General features: G+C 33.2%; 16 protein-coding genes. 15 read left to right on the top strand and 1 reads right to left on the bottom strand.

Features of this window, described 5'->3' with window-relative positions; translation table 11 throughout:
* Nucleotides 1-3 precede the first annotated feature (3 nt).
* The 10 genes from LNQ34_RS16685 (at nt 4) to LNQ34_RS16640 (ending at nt 18,888) form a co-directional block, all read left to right on the top strand.
* Entirely contained in the window at nt 4-4,866 is a 4,863-nt protein-coding gene (locus tag LNQ34_RS16685; RefSeq protein WP_230000515.1) for a T9SS type A sorting domain-containing protein, read from the top strand.
* Nucleotides 4,867-4,955: 89 nt separating this feature from the next.
* Nucleotides 4,956-7,406: an outer membrane beta-barrel family protein gene (locus tag LNQ34_RS16680; protein ID WP_230000514.1), complete on the top strand. Its 2,451-nt coding sequence runs from the start codon at nt 4,956-4,958 to the stop codon at nt 7,404-7,406.
* Between the two features lie 36 nt (nt 7,407-7,442).
* Entirely contained in the window at nt 7,443-13,955 is a 6,513-nt protein-coding gene (locus LNQ34_RS16675; protein ID WP_230000513.1) for a fibronectin type III domain-containing protein, read from the top strand.
* A gap of 10 nt (nt 13,956-13,965) precedes the next feature.
* Nucleotides 13,966-14,661, top strand: a complete 696-nt coding sequence (locus LNQ34_RS16670) for a hypothetical protein (RefSeq protein WP_230000512.1) — start codon at nt 13,966-13,968, stop codon at nt 14,659-14,661.
* Complete coding sequence (locus LNQ34_RS16665) at nt 14,662-15,651, top strand: hypothetical protein (protein ID WP_230000511.1); 990 nt, start codon at nt 14,662-14,664, stop codon at nt 15,649-15,651. It begins immediately after the preceding gene.
* A gap of 1 nt (nt 15,652) precedes the next feature.
* Nucleotides 15,653-16,198, top strand: a complete 546-nt coding sequence (locus tag LNQ34_RS16660) for a hypothetical protein (RefSeq protein WP_230000510.1) — start codon at nt 15,653-15,655, stop codon at nt 16,196-16,198.
* Nucleotides 16,199-16,311: 113 nt separating this feature from the next.
* Nucleotides 16,312-17,286, top strand: coding sequence for a hypothetical protein (locus LNQ34_RS16655; RefSeq protein WP_230000509.1), 975 nt, complete (start codon nt 16,312-16,314; stop codon nt 17,284-17,286).
* A 10-nt stretch (nt 17,287-17,296) separates the two neighbouring features.
* Nucleotides 17,297-17,761: a hypothetical protein gene (locus tag LNQ34_RS16650; RefSeq protein WP_230000508.1), complete on the top strand. Its 465-nt coding sequence runs from the start codon at nt 17,297-17,299 to the stop codon at nt 17,759-17,761.
* A 253-nt stretch (nt 17,762-18,014) separates the two neighbouring features.
* Nucleotides 18,015-18,380: a hypothetical protein gene (locus LNQ34_RS16645; protein ID WP_230000507.1), complete on the top strand. Its 366-nt coding sequence runs from the start codon at nt 18,015-18,017 to the stop codon at nt 18,378-18,380.
* A 7-nt stretch (nt 18,381-18,387) separates the two neighbouring features.
* Nucleotides 18,388-18,888: a hypothetical protein gene (locus tag LNQ34_RS16640; protein ID WP_230000506.1), complete on the top strand. Its 501-nt coding sequence runs from the start codon at nt 18,388-18,390 to the stop codon at nt 18,886-18,888.
* A gap of 230 nt (nt 18,889-19,118) precedes the next feature.
* On the opposite strand, the gene LNQ34_RS16635 is transcribed toward LNQ34_RS16640, so the two are convergent.
* Nucleotides 19,119-19,409, bottom strand: coding sequence for a hypothetical protein (locus LNQ34_RS16635; protein ID WP_230000505.1), 291 nt, complete (start codon nt 19,407-19,409; stop codon nt 19,119-19,121).
* A gap of 281 nt (nt 19,410-19,690) precedes the next feature.
* Between LNQ34_RS16635 and LNQ34_RS16630 the strand changes: the two genes are divergently transcribed.
* The 5 genes from LNQ34_RS16630 to LNQ34_RS16610 all read left to right on the top strand — a co-directional run bounded on the left by LNQ34_RS16630 (nt 19,691) and on the right by LNQ34_RS16610 (nt 22,036).
* Nucleotides 19,691-19,837, top strand: a complete 147-nt coding sequence (locus tag LNQ34_RS16630; RefSeq protein ID WP_230000504.1) for a hypothetical protein — start codon at nt 19,691-19,693, stop codon at nt 19,835-19,837.
* A 1-nt stretch (nt 19,838) separates the two neighbouring features.
* Complete coding sequence (locus tag LNQ34_RS16625) at nt 19,839-20,135, top strand: hypothetical protein (RefSeq protein ID WP_230000503.1); 297 nt, start codon at nt 19,839-19,841, stop codon at nt 20,133-20,135.
* 398 nt (nt 20,136-20,533) lie between these two features.
* Nucleotides 20,534-21,073: a hypothetical protein gene (locus LNQ34_RS16620; RefSeq protein ID WP_230000502.1), complete on the top strand. Its 540-nt coding sequence runs from the start codon at nt 20,534-20,536 to the stop codon at nt 21,071-21,073.
* Nucleotides 21,070-21,555, top strand: coding sequence for a hypothetical protein (locus LNQ34_RS16615; RefSeq protein WP_230000501.1), 486 nt, complete (start codon nt 21,070-21,072; stop codon nt 21,553-21,555). Before LNQ34_RS16620 ends, LNQ34_RS16615 begins: the two co-directional genes overlap by 4 nt.
* Before the next feature lie 7 nt (nt 21,556-21,562).
* A complete protein-coding gene (locus LNQ34_RS16610; RefSeq protein ID WP_230000500.1) occupies nt 21,563-22,036 on the top strand; it encodes a hypothetical protein in 474 nt (157 codons plus the stop codon).
* Nucleotides 22,037-22,041 lie beyond the last annotated feature (5 nt).

The following is a 22,041-nucleotide window of genomic DNA, read 5'->3' as shown; positions in this document are numbered from 1 at the left end:
ATTATGAAAAAAATCTACACATTACTACTTATAACTTTATTGGGATATTCGCAGATAAATGCACAATCAACCAAAACAGTTACTATTACAACACCTAAACCAATTACAATTTTAGGTACTCCCAGTTATACAAATGCAACTGAAAATGGCAAAGCCGATGGCTCATTCTCTATTGGATTTGAGGGAGGTACAGGCAACTACGAATATATATATGCCAAAGACGGGCAGCCTTATACCCCGGTTTCCTTGTTTTCTATGCCAGCCGGAAACTACATCATGTATGCAAAAGACATTGGCAAATCCTGTAGAAGTGCTGATTTTTCTTTTACAATATATGCGCCTGAAAAAGTAAAAGTCACTGCCCCAAAACCAACTAATATAACATGTCCCGGAGGAAGGGGCAGTATAACAGCTATAGCCGAAGGAGGATTTCCTTACAGCCCAACGCCGATAACCCGAACTTACACTTATACCTGGTACAGCTGCGACAACTCTGGAACTATTATTGGTTCAAATCCAATTTCGGGACCCAATAGTAGTCCCACAATTACGGGACAAAATGCAGGCTATTATAAAGTTTTTGCTACTGATAGTAAAGGAGCCACTTCGGATGGATTTGTAGTACAACTAGAAGCCAATCCTCAAATAGAATCAACAGTACTATCTACAAAAGATGTTAGTTGTTTCGGAATAAATGATGGTGAAATTCAAATAAGCTTAAAAGGTGGAATTGCTCCACTATCCGTGCTATGGAATGACGGCAGCACTAGTGCAAACAGAACCGGTTTAAAAGCAGGTAGCTATTGGTATACTGTAACAGATGCCAACTCTTGCAAATTTAATAATAATGTAATAACAGAGATTAAACCATCACCTCCTTTATTACAAGTCAAACTTGATACAAAAATACAACCCTCCTCTCCCTCTGTCAATGACGGAACAATAGCAGTCTCTGTAATTGGTGGAGCTGGTAACTATACATATTCGTGGACTAAAAATGGTCAGCCTTTTGCTGCCAATACCAATGCCCGTGCCGATTTAGGGAATGGCAGCTACCAGATTAAAGTAGTAGATAAAAATGGTTGTGGTGCCACTACCAATACAATCGAACTAAAAGCTCTGACTATAACCCCACTTACTCAAATAGACATTAAATGTAAAAATGAACCAACCGGTAGTATAACTATAGAGGCAAGCGGAGGCACAGGATCTTATTTTTATCGTTGGTTTAAAATAGAAAATGGCATTGAAACACAAATTTCCGGACAAACTACTGCTACTATAGCAAATCTTGTTACAGGTACCTATAGAGTTGGAGTTAAGGACAGTAAAATGGAAATTTATAAGAATTTTTATCTTTCTGAGCCACAAAATGTGCTTACAGCAACCCATACTTCTACCAATGTAATTTGCAATGGCCGCAATGACGGTACAATTACGTTAGATATAAAAGGAGGAACAGCTCCTTACACAACTATTTTTAAAGACGTTAATGATTCCGCCAAAATAATAGATCCTGTAAAATTAACAGCAGGAACCTACTCTTATATCGTTACGGACCATAATAACTGTACTTATGGTAGTCCTGTCAACATCGAAATCACCCAAAATGCAGCTGTTACTATTGCAAGTACTACTAAAACACAACCTACCATAAATACGGCAAATGATGGTGAAATAATTGTGAATGCAGATGGAGGAACAAAAACGTACACTTATACCATAAAGAAAAATGGTATTAGTACCGGTACCATATATACTACAAATACAATCACAGGCTTAGGAGATGGCGTATATGAAATAATTGCAAAAGACAGTAATAACTGTACTTCTGCCCCTGAAACTGTTATCCTTAAAGCATTGGCTGTAGCCTTCGTAAATAAAATTGACGTAACCTGTAATAGAGCAAACACCGGTAGTATACAAGTCATTGCAAGTGGTGGAACTCCAAATAACTTAAATCAATACAATTACAAATGGTATTACAAACAAAAAGCGACGGATCAATATACTTTGTTAGTTGAAACAACAACAAACAAAATTGAGAACTTATACGCTGGTTTTTACAAAGTAATAGTAACTGACAATGTAAATATTTCGAGAGAACTTGTTATTGCAGAATTAACGGAAAGACCTGCTATCACCTGTATTTTTACTCAAACAAACGTAAATTGTTTTAGTGGCAGCGATGCAACCATTACCTTAAATATTCAGGGAGGAACCGGAGATTATCATATTTTATGGAATGATGGCGTTACTACAAAAGACCGTGCAGGAATTCCTGCCGGAGACTATTCTTTCACAATTATTGACGATAATGGTTGTTCTTATTCAACAGCACCTGTAATTGTTAAAATCACTGAGCCGCTAAAACCATTAACCATAGCTTCTTTTGAAAAAGTTGATGCAAGCGGCTATCTGTTAAAAAATGGCCATATCGATGTTTCAGCAGCAGACGGGACATTTCCCTATACCTATCAGTGGTATCAAGGAACCGGAAGTACCAAAATAATAATGACAGGTAAAACAAACCGTCTATTAGATGGCATTGGTTTAGGTACGTATAGCGTTATAGTTACAGATAAAAATAAGTGTACAACAGAGGCATCTTACATCATTAATCAACCGGATGAACTTTTAATCACTTCCATTATAGAAACCCAGTCTATCAAATGTTTTGCTAATAAACAAGCCATACTAAAAGCTACCATCTCGGGAGGGGCTCCTATTGGGGTTCCTGACGCAGATAAAAGATATCTTTATAAATGGTACAATAAATTAACTCCGAATGTAGTCGCTTCTACAACAAATCCTTCCGAGACATTACGCGCAGGAGATTATATTTTAGAAGTTTCAGACGGATTTGGTAACAGCTACACCTCAAATCCTGTAACTGTAACTGAGCCAAAACTTTTAAAAATTAATTATAATCAAAAAAATGTTTCTTGTAATGGCGGTAATGATGCTCAGATTACAATAAATATTACCGGAGGTGTCGGTCCATATAAGATCGTATGGAGTACTGGGAAAAATGCAGACCAAAATACAATTAAGGATCTTTTCGCATCAACCTACAATGTTACCGTTACAGATGCTAATTTATGTACAGATTATCAGGAAATAACAATTACAGAACCTCAGGCAATGGGAATACAAGTGTTAAAAACACCCCCATCTGCTTTAGGACAAGATGATGCAAGTATTAAAGTTACTGTCGTTGGAGGTACTCCAAATTACAATTTCGAATGGTTCGATAAAGATGGTAACTCCATTTTTATAGATAACGACAAAGAATCCAATAGTATTAATAACATCTATGTAGGGCAATATTTCATTACAATTATTGATGCAAATGGCTGTAAAATTGATAAAAGAGACTTAGACAAAGTAGATCCTCTCTTTATTAAATTAACTCAGATTAACATTGTAAAATGTTACGGAGATGCAACAGCCAGTGTGAAAGCAATTACTTCAGGAGGGCTTCCGGGTTATTATTACAAATGGTATGATGCAACTAATTCTGCACTGATCATTAGCGAAAATGAGACTTTAATGAATGCTAAAGCGGGAACTTATTATGTTATTGCAACAGATTCTTTTGGAAAATCGATAAAAAGCGAAACGATTACAATCACTGAGCCTACTCCGCTTGACAATTCGCTTTCCGCTGAATATACCCGTTGTGGTGATGGAAACGATTGGACAATTACCTCAGCCGCATTACAAGGTACAGCTCCTTACTCTTACTTATGGAGTACAGGCGCCAGAACTGCTAATTTAGTAGACGTTCCTCCAGGAAATTATTCTTTATTGGTAACGGATACTAATGGCTGTACCATTACAAAAACAATTACACTAATTGCTCCACCGCATCTGGCAGCGTCCGAAGTAATTAAGATCCCAACTTGTTACGCCGGTTCTGACGCTACCATTACTGTGACTCCTATAAACGGTATTGCCCCTTACACCTATTTGTGGAATACGGGAGAAACATCAAATATACTAAGCAATGCCTCAGCAGGAGAATATACCGTTGCTGTTTCCGACAGTAAAGGCTGTATCATCAATCATACCTATACCATTGTTAATCCACCGAAAGATGTTATTAATATCGGAGAAGATGTGACTTTATGTTTTGATCAGACTTTAACCATTAATGCCACAATTAATGACGATAAAGCGACGTATTCCTGGACCTCCGATAAAGGTTTCAAGAGCAATAAAGCTATAATTACGGTTTCTGAACCTGCAAATTATACCGTTGTAGTTACCAACAAATTGGGTTGTGAAGCTACAGATACCCTCAAAATTTCAAGTCAGAATACCCCAATTAGTGCTGAATTTGCCCTCTCGAGTCAGGTATTCAAAAACGAAAAATTCATAATCGTTGACATCAGTAATCCTGACGCCGATGAAATCGAATGGGTAATTCCTGCCAGTGCAACCGTAATCTCGAAAAACAAAGATTTTGCCGAAATCAGTTTCAGTCAGGCCGGTGAATATGACATCACGCTGAACACTAAAAAAGGAAACTGTACTGCTTTTCAAACTAAGTCAATCTTAGTGACTGAAGGAGAATATGAAGAAAACAATCCGGACGATCAGACTTTCAAGAAATTTGATCTGAAAATCTATCCAAATCCGTCAAAAGGAGCTTTTACTGTAGATGTACTGCTGGATAAAGTAATGCCGGCACATGTCAAGGTTTATAATTTGACCAACAACTTACTGATAGATTCAAAAACACAGGAAGGCAAAGGCAATTACCTGTTCAACTTTAGTTTAACAGGTCTTCCTTCCGGAATATATTTTGTCTTATTCGAGTCACAGCAAGGAAGTAAATTGAGAAAAATCATTATTCAGTAAACTCTAATTTATCCAGCAAGCCAAAATTATAAATTTCAAATACTAATGGAAATCAAGAAAACAATCTTGGTTTCCATTCCCCATAAAGAATGATTTTAAAAAGAATAATTTTAATTACACTACTGCTTTTCACCGGTACCTTTGCTTTTTCGCAAAACTTTAATGTACAGGAGCTAGGCAAAGCGAAACTAATAAATGTCAGTGGTGGTGTATCAGCCAATACGGTATTCTATTCCGGTAATGCCACACGAGAGCCCTTCAGTTATTTTTTGAACGGAAACATCAATTTCAATATTGCCAATCTGTACAACATTCCGCTTTCGTTTTCCTATACCAATCAAAAATTCGGATACAACAAACCTGTTTTAATGAATCGTCTGAGCATACATCCTTCGTATAAATGGATTACTGCTCATATTGGAGATGTAAGCATGACCTTCTCCCCTTACACTTTAAGCGGTCATCAATTCACAGGGTTTGGAGTAGATTTGACTCCACAAGGAAAATTCAAAATCAGTGCGATGTACGGGCGATTATTGAAAAGTAACGAATTTAATTCTGCTTATCCTGATATTCTGCCTGCCTATAAAAGATTCGGGTATGGATTTAAAACCGCTTATTCCCTGGAGAAAATAAACCTGGGGCTTACCCTGTTTAAAGCAAGAGATCAGATCAATTCTTTAAACAACCCTGTACCCTTTGAACTGGATGTTGCTCCAAAGGAAAATGCTGCCATTAGTTTTGAAACTAATTTTAAACTTTTTCAAAAACTACAAATCTCTACCGAATATGCCAGCAGTAGTATCACTGAAGATTTAAGAGTTGTGGCAAGTGGAAAAGCAAAAGGAGTTTCCTCTTTTCTATTGGGTAGAAACAGTACTACCACTAGTTATAATGCCTTTAAAGGACAATTGGCTTACCCGGCCGGAAAAGGAACTTTAGGATTAGGTTACGAACGAATTGATCCTAACTACAGAACTTTTGGAGGATACTATTTTAATAACGATTTAGAAAATGTAACCGTTAATGCGACCCAAAATCTGTATAAAGATAAAGTGTCGCTTGCTTTAAACTTAGGACTTCAGAAAGACAATTTAGAAAAGCAGAAAGAAAGCCAGATGAAACGTTTGGTCACCTCAGCTAATGTCGATTTGAGACCCAATCAAAAATTAAACCTGAACCTGAACTACTCTAACTTTCAATCGTTCACCAACAGCCGTAATCAGTTTGACTACATCAATCAGGTTTCAAATTACGAGTATTTAGATACTTTGAACTTCAGACAAGTGAACCAAAATTTAGGTCTGACGGTAAATTATCTATTAAAAAATGATAGACGCCTAAAAAAGGCAATTAGTGCCAATCTCTCTATGCAGGATGCTGTAAACCAACAACAAGGAAAAACAGTTGCGGGTGGAGCCTCTACCTATTACAACTCAGCCCTTACTTATTCTCTGGGTTATCCTCAAAAAGAACTAAGTTTCAACGGTTCCTTAAACAATACCTATGGACAAACAGACGGTGGAACGAATTTTATTATCGGACCAACAGTCGGAGCCACCAAATTATTTTTTGATAAAAAACTGAATGCGACCGCCTCGACCAGTTACAATACTAGTTATAACAATGGTCAGAAGCAAAACGACATCTTCAACTTCAGATTGAACGGATCTTACATTTATCTTGAAAAACACAATTTCAACATGAGTGTCATCACACTATTTAATAAAACTGCCACCAGTAAAAACAATGACTTAACCGCTACATTGTCTTATACCTATTCTTTCGACAAAATCAAAATGCGTCCGAAAAGAGAACCCAAAACCGACGAGGATATGAATCTTACTTCTATCCTAAAAATAAATCTTAACGGAAAAATTTTAGAAGGAACACGTGATCAGATTACTGCTCAATTAAAAGAGATGCAATTGGCACTAAACCCATTACCGGAAAAAGAGAGCACAAATTTAGAACATTTACTCACTCTGGCTTCCCTTACACCGGATGACAAACAGTTCAAAGAAAAAGTACTAGACTATCTCGAAGCTTACAACATCGAAGCAGAAAACGTAAAAAAATTCAACGAATACCTTCTTGAAGCCGCCAAAAAATTGGAGGCGGAAATGAAAAACAAAGATTCAAATCTGGAAAATGCTTACGTTACAGCCTTAGGAAAGGTAAACAGCCACAAACTGCATGGTGTGAGTGAAGAAAATAACACTGATAAAGCAGCTTTCAAATCCTATCAGAAATTAATGGAAAGAAGTAATAAAAATCGCGATCAGCTTACACGTCACCGATGGATGCTCAAAGAAATTTCGGTATTGACTAAACTGCCGGCTGCCGAAATACAGCAAAATCCCGCTGCAGTAGTTTTTAGCGCAGAACAAATTGAAGAAGCTTTTAAATCGATAAAAGACAAAAAAACCGGTCCTGAAATAATAGCCGCTATCGAAATCAAAATGATACCGTTTTATCATGATCTGGCTCTCAAAAATGCAAACATTGATGAAATCGATCTTAATCATATTCAAAAATAATAAGGAGTCAATACCTACTTACTAACCTGACAAAAAATGGATAAAATTCAATTACCCAAAATGCTGAAAAACTTACACCTGTACCTGCTGTTGCTCTGCTCCCTAATAGGATTTGAGGGCTTTGCACAAACTTTCCCAATTTCGGTTACGACTCAAATTACGCAGCCATCCCCTATTTACCTGAGCAAATACGCTGATGCGACTACTATAAACAGTCCCATTAAAATTCAGTTGCTGCTCAACGATTTGACCATTTCCAATCGTCAGGTTCGATTAAAAATATACTTTCAGGGTAACGGAGTTTCGTTCAGCAACAACGATTTTGTAGTAGGAGCAAAACCACTGTACCTCGAAGGAGGATTTCCATTGCAATTAACTAATGTTGATCTGGCTCCTTACTTTCAATACCAAAACCTTCTAGGATTAAATCCAAATCAATATGCACAGCCTTTACCCGAAGGAATCAGTAACTTTTATGTAGAGGTATATGATTTTGCTACAGGAAAAAAACTGTCCCGAAAAACAGGTACAACTACGGTTATTTTTCAAAACGAACCACCCTTCCTAAACCTGCCTTTACACAATGCTTCGATCATGCAGCAGAACCTGCAGAACATTGTTTTCAGCTGGACACCGCGAAGCATCAACGTAAGTAATGTGGAATACGAATTTTCATTGGTCGAGATTTGGGACAATTACACTCCGGTGCAAAATGCCTTTGCTTACTCGCCTCCGTTGTATACTACCACAACCAAAATGACTACGTTGCAATACGGCATGAGTGAACCTCAACTGATTCCCGGCAAAAAATACGCCTGGCGCATCAAAGCAAAAGCCATTCAGGGAGCCGAAGAAATTGGTGTATTTAAAAACAACGGTTATACCGAAATCTTTGCTTTTACTTACGAAATATTCTGTACCTCTCCCCTTGCCATTAAAACCGAAAGCATCGGTCAGGATCAGGCCAGGATCAACTGGAGCGGAAACATCGACAACTTTGACTATCAGGTAAACTATCGTGAGAAAAATTCGGGTTCGGAATGGTACAAAGCCGTAACTCCACGAGAAAATATTACGCTTAGTAATTTAAAGCCTAACACCGTATACGAATATACTGTAGGATCGTCCTGTGATGTCGGCAAATATATTCACAGTTCAATATATGAATTCACCACCATTGCCAGAGACGAGATTGTATTTCAAGGCTGTGGTATCAAGCCGGATCCGAGAGATCTTGCTAACCAAACCCCACTTCCCGAACTTTTCTCGAATGATGTCGTTACAGCGGGAGATTTTCCTATTGTAGTTTTAAAAGCAACCGGAAGTAATGGTAATTTCTCAGGAGAAGGTTATGTAACCCTTCCTTTCCTGGAGAAATTCAGAAAACTTATTGATGCTGCTGATGCCTTAGGTGCAAAAGATGAAAACGGAGTTTCAAAAGGAAACCTTAGCGAAAATACCCGAATCAGAATTACATTCAATAATATTGGTCTTAATAGCGATTTTAAATTAATTTCAGGAGAAATTATTGCGGCATATGATCCTACCTGGAGCGGTATCTCTGATTTAGATGGTGTCATCAATGACGCTTTTGGTGACGCCGGAAATGTGGTCAATCAGGACATCCAGTTTCCTATAAAATCCGTAGTAAAAAATCCTGATGGAAGCATTACGATAACAGGTCCGGATGATGTTAAAGTTAACCTGCCAAAAACGGTAAACGACATTATAATAACGGATAAAAACGGTAAACAATATGCCGTTCCTGCTAATGCTCCTGCCGGAAATATCGAAAAAACAGGACAACTCGCACCAGGAGGAATTCCAAATTCCAAGAATACAAACGGAATGGGATCTGGTGGAAGTATCACAGAAATTTCTTCTCCAGACGTAAATGTAATTTTCTCTAAAGGCAATGGATTTTATGCTTTTGATAATGCTCCAACAGCAGCAAACGGAAGCTTGGATAAAACTTACGAAACAATCCCTCTAAAAAGTGGCGGCACGTACAATGTAAATTTGAAAGCCATTTCAGACAGTCCCGCTAAAACGGATATTGTAATCGCAACCGCCAACTTCAAAAACGGAAAAACCAAAAAAGACATTGTCTTTAAAACTCAAAATGGTACCGCTATTGACAGTACTCAAATTGTTTGGAACAATAATGTCGCAACACTGACCCTGAAAAAAACTTTAGATTTTGCTAAAGAAACGGTTATTGCAACGGTTAAGGCTGCTGCATCAAAAGATCCAAAAGAAACTGTCGGGAAATACGATATTGCCGGAGCGATTGATTTATGGCATCTGACCAATAAAAAAGTAAATGTAACACTGGTTAGCGTTAATAATGCGCCATTACCAAGCAATGTAATCGGGCAGTTAAATGCAATTTACGAACCAGCCGGAATAACGTTTGACCTTAATACCATAAATGTAACTTTAGACAATACCTGGGGCGAGAGCATTGAAACCAGTGACAGCGACTTACTAAACACCTATACAGCTGACCAACAGCAAATCACCAATAATCTAAAAGCAAAATTAGGTTCCGATTATAAAAAAGACACTTATTATGTAATTTATACCGGAGCTCCTTCCGATAAATCAAACCTTCTGGGCTTTATGCCGCTGAAGCGACAATATGGTTTTATTTTCAACAAAACCAATACCGTTCGCACATTAGCGCATGAACTTGGTCACGGTGTCTTTGGATTAAAACATCCATTTACAGAATATAACACTTCTACAACCACAGATCTTTTAATGGATTATGGTACCGGAGTACTTTTAAGCCATAACGACTGGCAGGTACTTCACGCTCCCGGATTACAATTGTATCCGTTTATTCAGGGGGATAGTGATGGGGAAAACCGTGATGCAAATGAACTTGACTTATTAGGAAACATATTTAAGGTAACTGAAAACGAAGAAGCTAGTGGCAATAAATTAGTTGGAAAAGTTTCCCAAAGCAGACCTTATTTGATAACTGGATTTAATGTTTACCAAAATGATACTAAAAAGTTGTTGGCTTCATTTGATGGTAAAGTAGTTGGTAATGAAGTTATTTATGAGTTAACATTTAAAGATACTGATTATAACCGTGTTAGTAACTTAGGTGATAAAATGCCATATCCCGTTACTTTAAACACTAGCGGAAAAGCTGTAATTAAAATTTCAAATGATAAATGTACCTATAGCCATAAAGACATTTATAACTGGACGAAACCTAAAAATGCTACTACTGATATTGTAATCGGGGAGATTAAAAAAATCTTAGCGAAAGACAACACATTTATTACAGTTCCAATGTATGCTCCAGATCCTACCTGTAGTGTAATAAACTCTATCGCTGACTTAATAACTAACGATAAAAATAAATGTCAACCTAATATTATTACAGAAGATAAAAAGAAGTTAAAAACTTTATTTGATAAAAAAACATTCACTAATACAGAATTAGTTAACTTAATAGTTAAAGAGCACGTTTGTATTGAAGCCTTAAGAGAAGTTGGTTGGGAGAATTTAAAGAAAGTGTTTACACAATTAAGTTTATCAAGTGAAATAAAAAATGATCAGGAAATTGCTCTACTTCGAGTAATGGCAGCAATAGACTCTGGTAATCTGACTAATTTTTATGACTTAATTTCTCTAAATAATCACGAAATAATTGTCAACCTAAACAAAAACTTAAATGACCATTCTATAAATCCTTACGATACTAAAAATTATACTTCTTTCTATCAAGGTTTAATGGCCATGTTTTCTGTTAATAGTACTAACATTGAAGCATTAATTCCGTCAAACAAGACGGAGTCGTATAAGTTTATCAAGAATTTAATTCCTGAAGCTGTTACAGGATTTGACGAAAGTTATTATTATCAATATGTAACAAATCAGACTGTAAGTGAAAAATTTAAAATGATTCCTGTTTTCTGGAATAGTATTTCATATCACAAAAGAATGGCTCTGATACAAGATGCCATGAGTAATAATTCAGCTTTTGATAAATCTGAAGAAATACTTCTTAATCTTTTTATTCATGAAAAAGATGCTCAGAAAATCACTTCAGAATTAGGCAACAATAGCTATAAATTATTGTGGGACATTTACAAAGTTATAGATGGGAAAGAACGAAAATATTTCGTTCAGGACATTCTTTATAAAACATTGATTCATAAAAAGATTGGCAATAATTATGCTAATGACTTAGCTCTGGAAGTTAGAAATAAATACAATACAACTTCACCTTTAACCGGAGTAAGGACTGAACCTTATTTTATGTTTTACGATAAAGGAATATTTAATGTTGTTTCAAATGATGGGGCTGTATTAGAATATAATTTAATTGTTACCAGATCAATGGCTGACAACAGTAAAATTCAGTTTAATTGTAATCTTCAGGTAATCAATTCTAAAAATCAAAAAGATCCCGTACAACATCTTTTTAGTCTGTATCCATACGAATATGTAGTTTTAGAGATCCCTAAAGATTTTAAAGTAGATGGCAGGGATTTTAAAAAAGGGCTATTTGCAGTTCCGGCAATTTATGCATATTGGATTGCCAACGCGGTAGAAGATCGTAATGATGCTATACTATTTAGATTAGTAGCTGACGGTGTTGCGATAGCACTAGCTCCTTTTACGAGTGGTGGATCATTAATGGCATTAGAACTAGCAATGGTTTCAACTGATGTACTAATAACTGTTACGAACTACAATAATCCAGATGCAATAAGCCCTAAATACAATGCTTACTGGGATGCTATTTATGGCATATATAACTTCTCAAAAGCTGTTGCCGGATTATCAGGTTTAGGAAAGGGAATTTTTCAATTTGCTGTTAAAGAAGGTAAACATATTCAGTCCGTAAGAATAATAAGAAGTAATATAAAGAATTTTGTTAGTGATTTTAAAGGATTAGATGAAACAGAAAGACTAGTCCATTTAAATAAAATCGATAATTTACTAGAGACCTTATCTACAGGAATAAAAGGAGGAACTCTCAGCCCCGACGAAATTAGAGTTTCGAAAAAAATGTATGATATGATCTTTGAGGCAAGAATCAAATGTCAAAACATTGATCAAAGCCTTTCTTCAATTATTGATATAACTGTTGATAATTCTGGTTTATTTCTTAATAATGGTATTACAGCAAGTCAAAAAATTGCCGATGTTAGTATTTCTAAAAATATCACTAATTTAAGTAATATTACCTCTACCTCTTGGCAACCAGCTTCTATAGTAGCTAAAGATGTAAAGTTAATCAGCACTTTTAATAAAATTTCATACGTAGATAAGACCGGGCAAACTGTTAATGGGGCATTAAATCTTGTAGAAGATCTTAATAAAAAAGGAACTTTTTATATTGCTCCTAAATTAGAATCTGTCACCTTAGCTTCAAGATTAGAATCCCCGTCATTACTAACATTAAAAAATGAAGTAAATGCCTTAGATACATCTTTAAAACTTAGATTTTTTGAAGATTTTGCTAGTGCAAGTGATGCTGTCTTAAAAGAACTAGATGATATCGTTAGATTTAACAACGACTATTTAGCATTTAAAGAATTATGGAAAAATGCAAATACTAAAGATGTCAAAAGCTACTCAGACAATATTGACAAGTTTAAAAATTGGTGGTATCCCAATAAAGCAAAAGTTAATAACGAATTTTTCATCAATCAAAAAGCTTATGAATTATCCCTAAACACAGAATATCTAAGCAATTTACATTTAGAAAAAATATCAAGCAATGTAAGAGGTCAATACTGGAATTACTACAAACAAAGTCAATGGGACAAACTTGAAGCTTTAGCAAAAGAACATAAAATAAACTTTGATGTTAAAAGTAATGCATTATGGCCTCCTGCTAATGGTGGATATGGTCCTCTAGTGAAAAGAGCCCCAAATAAAAATGAAGTATTTGATAGATATGGAGGCTCTTTTGGAGATCTGCCAGATGGAACCCCAAATTTAGGTGGAGCCTATACAAGTCCAATGTTTAATGGAAAACCTTATGATTTTGATGGTAGGGCTTTAAATATGGAAAGAAACAAATACGATTTCTATTACAAAATAACGATTAAAGATCCATCAAAATTCGAAATTGAAACTAACAGGGCAATTCCATGGTTTGGAAAAGTTGGTAAGGCAGAACAATCGCGATTTATAATAAAAGATATAGATCCAGTATCTGGTTATCCAAAAACATGGTCACAATTAGCTAAAGAAGGATCTGTCGAAATACAAGTCATGGAATCTCCAAGTGGAAAATACTCAACATGGGTTGGAAAAGGAAGAACAATATCTAAAACTATTACAGACAATGGAAGTTCTCTGAGTCAACTTAAGGAGTTAGGATTTACGGATGATATTGTTACTAAAATTATTGCCAAAAATAAATCCTTAAATTTGTCAGAAACAGAAATAAAAACATTAATTCAGGATTTAAAAAACAACTCTGCTTTAATGAAAACAGTTAATCAAAACCCTGAAAATGGTGTTGAAGCCTGGAAGATATTTACAGATAATAAAAAACCCCTTTGCAACTAGATAACTAGATATGAAACAAATAAAGCAAATTGAACATCTAAGTTTGTTTAAAACTATAAATAAAAGAATTCAGCTAAAATATATGGGCTGGGAAGAGCCTAATAGAGGTCAGGAACTTGTATATTACTCTGTATTCATTGACGGTATTGATAAAACTGAGGAATTATTTTCAACAAAAAACATTCAATGTATATTAAATGAAAAAATTGAAATAGAACATCCAACAAAAAACTTCGCTTTTATTCCGTGTGTTGATCTTTATCTGCTTAATACTTTAGATTATACAAAAAAAAGTCTAAAAGTATACTTTAGAGAAAACGGAAACACAACTGTAGATAGCTTAGTAGGGAGCTTTTTTTATCCTGAAAAACACTTAGTAATTAATAAAAGAAGTTTGGTTTTAACAGATCTGTTAACTCTGGAAATAAAAAAAGTAAAATTTGAACACGATATTGATATAGAGTGGGCCTATTTAATTAATTCAAAGCAGATTCAAGTTATTCAGTCGTTTTCTAATTTATCATTTATATATGACTTGGATGAAGGAAAAATTACCGATAAAAAAAGTATAGTCGATGAGCTACTTTATCCCGATATTTTCAGATGGATTTATAGAGGACAAGATTATGATACAAATCAAGTAGAAATGGAACTACTTCAAAAAGCAAATAACGATTTTACAAGTACTTACTTTAAAATAAACTAAATGAAAAATATAATAAAAAGATTCCTTCTTTATTTATTACTATTATCGAGCCTAATCACAAATGCAGGTCCTGGAGATCCTTGTGCATTGGCAACTTTAGTAAGCGATCTATCAACTTCTGGCACTGAATTCAAAACCGTAGTCAAGGAGTCCGATGGCTTTAATGCATGGCTAATTCTAAATAAGGAAGTGCCTGCCTTGAGAACCAATATTGATGCGCTAAAACTAGTTTCAAAAAATTTAGATGAAATAAGTCAAGCTGGCGGATATTTAAAGTGGAAGGTTAGTACAGCGATTTCAAGACTGGAAAACTCATTAAAACTAAGCTGTAATGATGTTATACGCGCCGATGGTACAGTAATTGAAGATGGGAATTCTTTAAAACTCTTTAGTAAAAATGGAGATGAAATAGCTAGTATCAATAATGGAAAAATATTACCTAAAAAGTATGATTATCCATTAAACGCTACTGCAACTCCTATAGGACAACCAAGCAATGGTTATCAAATATTTAGATTAGGGGATGATCTAATGGTAAGAAGAATCCCAGACAAATCTCCTTATAACGCTACTGAATTACGTGAATTAACGCAACATCCTAAAGCTCATCCTCTAGAAAGACATGGGCATGACGTAACAGATGAAGCATTAATTAAAAGATCTAATGAAGGATTTGCGCCTGATGGATCTTATATTGGAAACAATCCCTTAGCACCCAGAAAACCACCGTATAGTTCAAAATTTGAAACACCTCAACAATTACAAAAAGCACTAAACAATACAAGACCGGGAACACCAGCATTTAACGCCGCACCTATAACCCAAAATAATACTAAAGTTGTTATTCATGAATTAACAGATGGCAGTGCATATGGAAAAGGAGTCCCTAAGGATGGAAACACATTCCAACAATCCACAAAAGTAAGAGCAGTATTTGAAGAGGTTAGTCCAAACAATTGGCAATTAGTAACAATGTTCCCAGACTTTTAATATGAAAAGAAATTACGAAAATTTAATCTTGGCACTAGCAAAATGTGCCGAAGATTGGTGGCTACCTTATGATGATAGTATTGGTATGATTAATAATGCTATTGATAATGGTATGATTAATAAAAGAGATCTGGTGAAAAATTTTATTGAGGCAGTCAATGATGTTAATTTTAACTGGATGGATCTAGCAAAAGAAAGCCAATTACTAATTACACCTGAAGCTTATAGGAATGTTGAAATAAAAAATTATGTAAAATTATTACTTTATGATTATTTAGTACCTGAAAAAATTATTACAAAAGAAGAACTAGATAATTTAAATAAAACAGTTGAAAATATACTTCAAAAATATACTTTAAATGATGGTTGGATATTAGCTTATGATTTATTTGATGAACTAAAAGAACAAGATCAATTCACAGACTTAGAATACTATAATCTTTGGAAATTATCCTTCTCCAAAAGACGAATATTACAAAAATATATTGAAGGTAAAGAAATCGAAATAGGATATTTAAAATACAATGATCTCGAAAAATTGGTTTAAACCATATGAACTTAGTTTTTTTAACAGCTAACGATAATACAAATCAAGTAAAAATGGAACTGCATCAAAAAGCAAATAAGGAGTTTACAACAACTTGCTTTAAAATAAACTAAATGAAAAATATAATAAAAAGATTCCTTCTTTATTTATTGCTATTATCGAGCCTAATCGCAAATGCAGGACCTGGAGATCCTTGTGCATTGGCAACTTTAGTAAGCGATCTATCAACTTCTAGCACTGAATTCAAAACTGTAGTCAAGGAGTCTGATGGGTTTAATGCATGGCTAATTCTAAATAAGGAAGCGCCTGCCTTGAGAACCAATATTGATGCGCTAAAACTAGTTTCAAAAAATTTAGATGAAATAAGTCAAGCTGGTGGATATTTAAAGTGGAAGGTTAGTACAGCGATTTCAAGACTGGAAAACTCATTAAAACTAAGTTGTAATGATGTTATACGCGCCGATGGTTCAATAATTGAAGATGGGAATTCTTTAAAACTCTTCAGTAAAAATGGAGATGAAATAGCTAGTATCAATAATGGAAAAATATTACCTAAAAAATATGAAGAATATCCATTAAATGCCAACGCAACTCCTATAGGGCAATCAAGCAATGGTTACCAAATATTTAAACTAGGAGATGACTTAATGGTAAGAAGAATGCCGGACAAATCCGCATATAATACCAGTGAATTAAATGAATTAACACAACATCCAAGAGCCCATGTGTTAGAACGACATGGACATGATGTTTCAAATGAAGCATTAATAAAACGTTCTGAAACACCAAGCATTGCCCCAGATGGTGAAATTAGTCAAAACCCACCATCCTTTAGTTCAAAATTTGAAAGTTTTGCTAAATTAAAAGAAGCATTAAATAATACAAAACCTGGTTCTTCAAATTTTAATCCTCCAAGTAATGGTAACTCATATGCTTTCGATTATCCATTGTCAGGTCAAGCAAATACTCCATTTGGATATGGCATACCAGCAGGTGGAGGAAATCCAGTTCCATTGTATCGAGTTAAAGTGGTTTACAAAAAACATGGAGGGGTATGGAAACTTATCACAATGTACCCTCAGTTATAAATTATAAGAAATGAATAAAATCAATTTATATGAAAAATTAGGGCTTAACCAATATTATTGGGGTGGAGCCAGTGAAACTAAAAATGCACAATTTGATATAACTTCGAAAATAGATGTACTAGATGCTGTGGACAAAATTTGTTCTGAAGAAGGTCTATCACCACTTGGAGATGAATGGAATCAAATAAATTACAATAATTTTAAAAAAATACTTACAAAAGCTTTACAATATAATTTAGGTTTTACTAATTTTGAAGTAATGCCACATAATAAAGCTATTGAAATTTACACTGAGCTTGTTAAAAATTTTAATGAAAAAGAATGCCTATGTTTTACAAATTGGTTTAACAATCCATGGGAGAAAAAGAATACAGGTTCTTCTTTTAACTCAGTTAGCGATAATACAATGGACATGGTAATTTGTATTGTTGATAATAAAAAACTTCTCTTTATATATTTCCTTTTTGAAGATTAAAGTCTGAACAAAAATTCTAAATAATCTTAAAACCAATATTTAAAAGCTCAAATTAGTTTCAAAAAATTTAGATGAGATTAGTAACGCTGGTGGGTACTCTAAGTGGAAGCAAAAAATAGGAGGAATAGGTTCTATAGTTAAAAATGGTAATAAAATTGAGTATACAAATCCATCCGGAAAATTACTTGAATAGTCTGAACAAGGAGTTAAAGATATTGATCAAGCAATTGAATCAATAAAAAGGTCAGATCCTTTGAATTCGAATAATATTGGTCCTATTACAGAAGGGAAAGAGGGCGCATTTGTGAAAACTAAAAAAGTTTTAACTGGATTTGGTCAGAAAATCAAACCTAATATAACGGATTTTGACGTCGCAACATTAGATGAAATAATAGAAGTAAAGGCCGCTTTTAGCTCAGTTAAAGAAGATCAATTTACAAAACTTCTGGATCACACAGCTCCTAACTTTTGTAATCCTACCCAGAAAAAAGTTATTCTTTATGTTGAAAAGCCACTTATAGAAACCACAGATGCGCAAATTAGAATAATTGAAAGAATTAAATCACAAGGAGTAACTTTTGTTAATTCTTTAGAAGAACTTGAGAAAATTTTAAAATAAAAAAAAAATGGGAACTTATGCACATATAATTAAGAATTGGGAAAAACATGATCCTGAAAAAGTTTTTATGGATGCTGCAAATATCTGTTTTAATATAAACGCTATGTTTTATTTTCATAATGACAAAACATTTTATGTCGATGGGAAATTAAAACATACATATGTGGGAGTAATCGATGATAAGATTTCAGTATCAGAAGATATTAACAATCAATTTATACTAAATATACAGGGAGTTAATAAAGATGATATTGTTATGGGATTAGATAAAGATTTAGATTATTTAGTTCCAAATGAAAAATTATGTAGTCTTGTTTATATAGAAAAGGTGAGAGATGAAAATACAGAACTAATTTTTCGTTTTGCATATGAATATTTAAAACTAAATCCCGATGAATATTTTTGGTTCGAATGGGAATACGCGTTTAGTTGGACAGATATGATGCGACTTAATAAAATTCCATTCAATAAAAATTGGTGCTTTACGAATCCTAAAGATTTGATGTAAGTTTTTTGTTTAGAAATGAAAAATATGATGTATGTTTTCTTCGACGATATAAAATCTCATAACGTAATTAACGAATATGATAATTGGCTAAACCTCTTATGGATTATTCTATATTGAGTAATTCATTTATACAGATAGGGAATAGACAAATTTATATTATGAAAAAGCGAATATTTTACCTACCAGTATAACAAGATCAGATGGGACATATAGTAGTGTGGATGTTTTGTTTACAAAATAGATGAAATATCACTATTACTATAGTAATAATTTTTAAAAAACAAAAGTAGGTCTTCAATATCAAGAGAAGATTTACTTTTGTCTAATGTAATACTGATGATATCATTGTCTTCAATTTTTTCGATTCTCCAAAAATCATTCTCATTTACTAATAAAAGAAAAATCCATTCATTAAAATACTTAGAACAAAAAGTTATTCTTTCCTTTCCGTCTCTCTTCTCTTTATTTGGAAAGGCAAAATTTGTAAATCCAATTATTAGAAATTTTTCTTTTATTGTCATATTACATCGTTAAAGTCTTTTTATTTCATTTCTTTGACATAGCTACAATTAAAAAAAGATAATTTACTTTTTACAATTACTATCTAATTTTAGAATGTATCCATTCTCTTTTCAAAAATGAAGTATTAATGATTTACAAGATTTAAGCTCTAATTTATGTTATTCAGCTTTTCTAAAATAGAATAAGAATACTAATATATTATATTAATATTTTAAAAATTAACAAACTGTACAATTCTCCCGGAGACATTGTTTTAATAGAACAACAAGAAAAAAAAATTATGATGATTGAATTTAACCGATGGAGTTCTGAAGCGCATCCTAGAAATGCAGGAGAAGACAGCTTAGGAGAAGACGTTACCTATATACATGGAATATGGGAAACTCCGTTGTTAACAGATGAAATAATCGCAAAAATTAATTACTAAAATGGAAATAAAAACTCTTCAAAAATATTTAGGGATGGCGGTTCATTTTATTTATTATCATCATCATAGATTGAATAATGAAAAAGTGTTTGAAGATGATTATTGGGAGCATTTATTAAAAATAGGAACATTGGAATATTGGGAAATGTTATATAAATGTCTTGACTTCGCTTTAACTCAAAATGATTACTGTTTATCAATAGTTGATTCACCATTTAAAGAGCGCTATTCTGAGGCTGATATTAAATTGTTTTTCGAGAAATTTCACGTTTATTTAAGAGTCTGTTTACAAGTTTAATTTGATAGTCTTACTCCATGATAGTAAAAACACTTTTTCTAGAAATGAATTTACTTTATAATCCACACGCTGACGCGAATTACATAAAATTTAAATTATTAAATTCCCGAGATGGTTCTTATATTGGAAACTTTTGAAAACTAATCAAAACATTTTATCTTCTATAAACATCAAAAAGCTCTGGAAACCCCAGAGCCTTTTCTATTCAAAAAACAACAAATCAATCAATTCTCTTTTAACACTTTTTTCTCTGTATAATTAAAAGTGATATTTTAATTATAAATATATTCATTGAAATAAAACAGTTCGTATTTTACAGAATAATTTAGATGGAGGTACGAGCGAGACACGTACACCAGCTGGGGCGAATACGAACACACTATAAAGATTTAATTAAAATGAAAAACATTACTTTTTTAAAAAAATATAAGATAATTAAAATTGTACTATTAATACATCTGGCAACTTCGCTTATTGTGACCATTACAATGACTGTACACGGTCTTATTGATGGAGATATTAAGAAACCTTTTCAGGAAAATTATGAAAATTATATCGCATTGTACAATCCTGAAGAATATTTGAAAAATGCTGTTTTTGTAATTGATACCGCCTATATTGAAACTCAGGCAACTTCAAATCAGGGATCATCCACAACTTTCAAGGATTACACTATAATCAGAGGACATTTGTTACACTCCAAAACTAAACAGGAGATTACTTATGAGTCCGTAAATTCAAATGTATTAGATAGCTTTTATCATCAAAAAGCAGAAAAAATATACGTCCTGAAAAACAGTATCAACGGTATTGCCTTTTTAGAAGACAAAAAATATATAACCTCCGAAAAGATGAATGCTGTTTCGAACTTGTATTTTAATCTTTCATTCATTCCGCTTATTATAATTTTACTCGTCTTAAAAGTTAAAACCAAATGAAAAAAATTTTTACTATTATACTTGTAATTAACGTACTAATATCTTTAGCAATAATTTTTAGTAATTTATTTAATTTAAAAGAACCTTTTCAAAACATTAAAGCGTTAAATCAGTCAGATAAATTTTTAACAAATGACGTTTTAGTTTTGGATACAATAATCAAAACTTCAAAAGTGAAAGATGGGTCGACAAGTTATAGTACAACAATTGAAGGTAAGTTAATAAATGAAAAAAAATCAAGAGAAATAAGCTATTTATATAAGGACAATAGTTATGAAAAAGATATTTTTAAGTTTAAATATAAAATGGTGTATCAAAAAGGTATAAAAGTATATAGAAATGTAATAAATGACAATATCTTTTTAAAAAACCATAAATATTTACAGAGTAAAAAGGCGGATGCACTTTTAAAAATCTACTTTATTTGTTCACTAATTCCTTCATTAATTTTAATCTTAGTTCTAATGAAAAATAAAAAATGAATAAACTATGAAAACATTTTGTTTACTACTAATATTTCTAGGTGTATCAATAATAGGAATTGAAATAGCCAATGACTTTACCAAAACTAAAATATTTTATGCCTCATTTAATCCTCAAAAATATTATCATAAAGATATACTATTGGTAAACGAAACAATACCTCCAATGAGTAGCAGCAGTAATAAAACTTCCTGGATATTTTATGGATACTGTAAATCCGATAATTTAAAAAGTGGCATTACAATTTCTAAAAGCATAATCGAAAATCAAAATACATCTGAAATTCCAATTTGGAGAATAAGCTCTGTAAAAAATAAAATAATATACCGACGAAAAAATGACACAATAAACAGTCCTTTTTCTTATGAAATGCGAGACTATTGGAGTACTCCGTTATTTATTTTGGCAGCAATATCAGCCCTATTTTATTACATTACTATCAAAAGAAAAGAACAAAAAAACACTGCAAAACAGACATAAAAGGA

Source organism: Flavobacterium lipolyticum (assembly GCF_020905335.1).
Taxonomy (GTDB): Bacteria; Bacteroidota; Bacteroidia; order Flavobacteriales; family Flavobacteriaceae; genus Flavobacterium; species Flavobacterium lipolyticum.
Note: the sequence above shows the minus strand (reverse complement) of the source record. Positions and strands in the feature narration are given on the sequence as shown.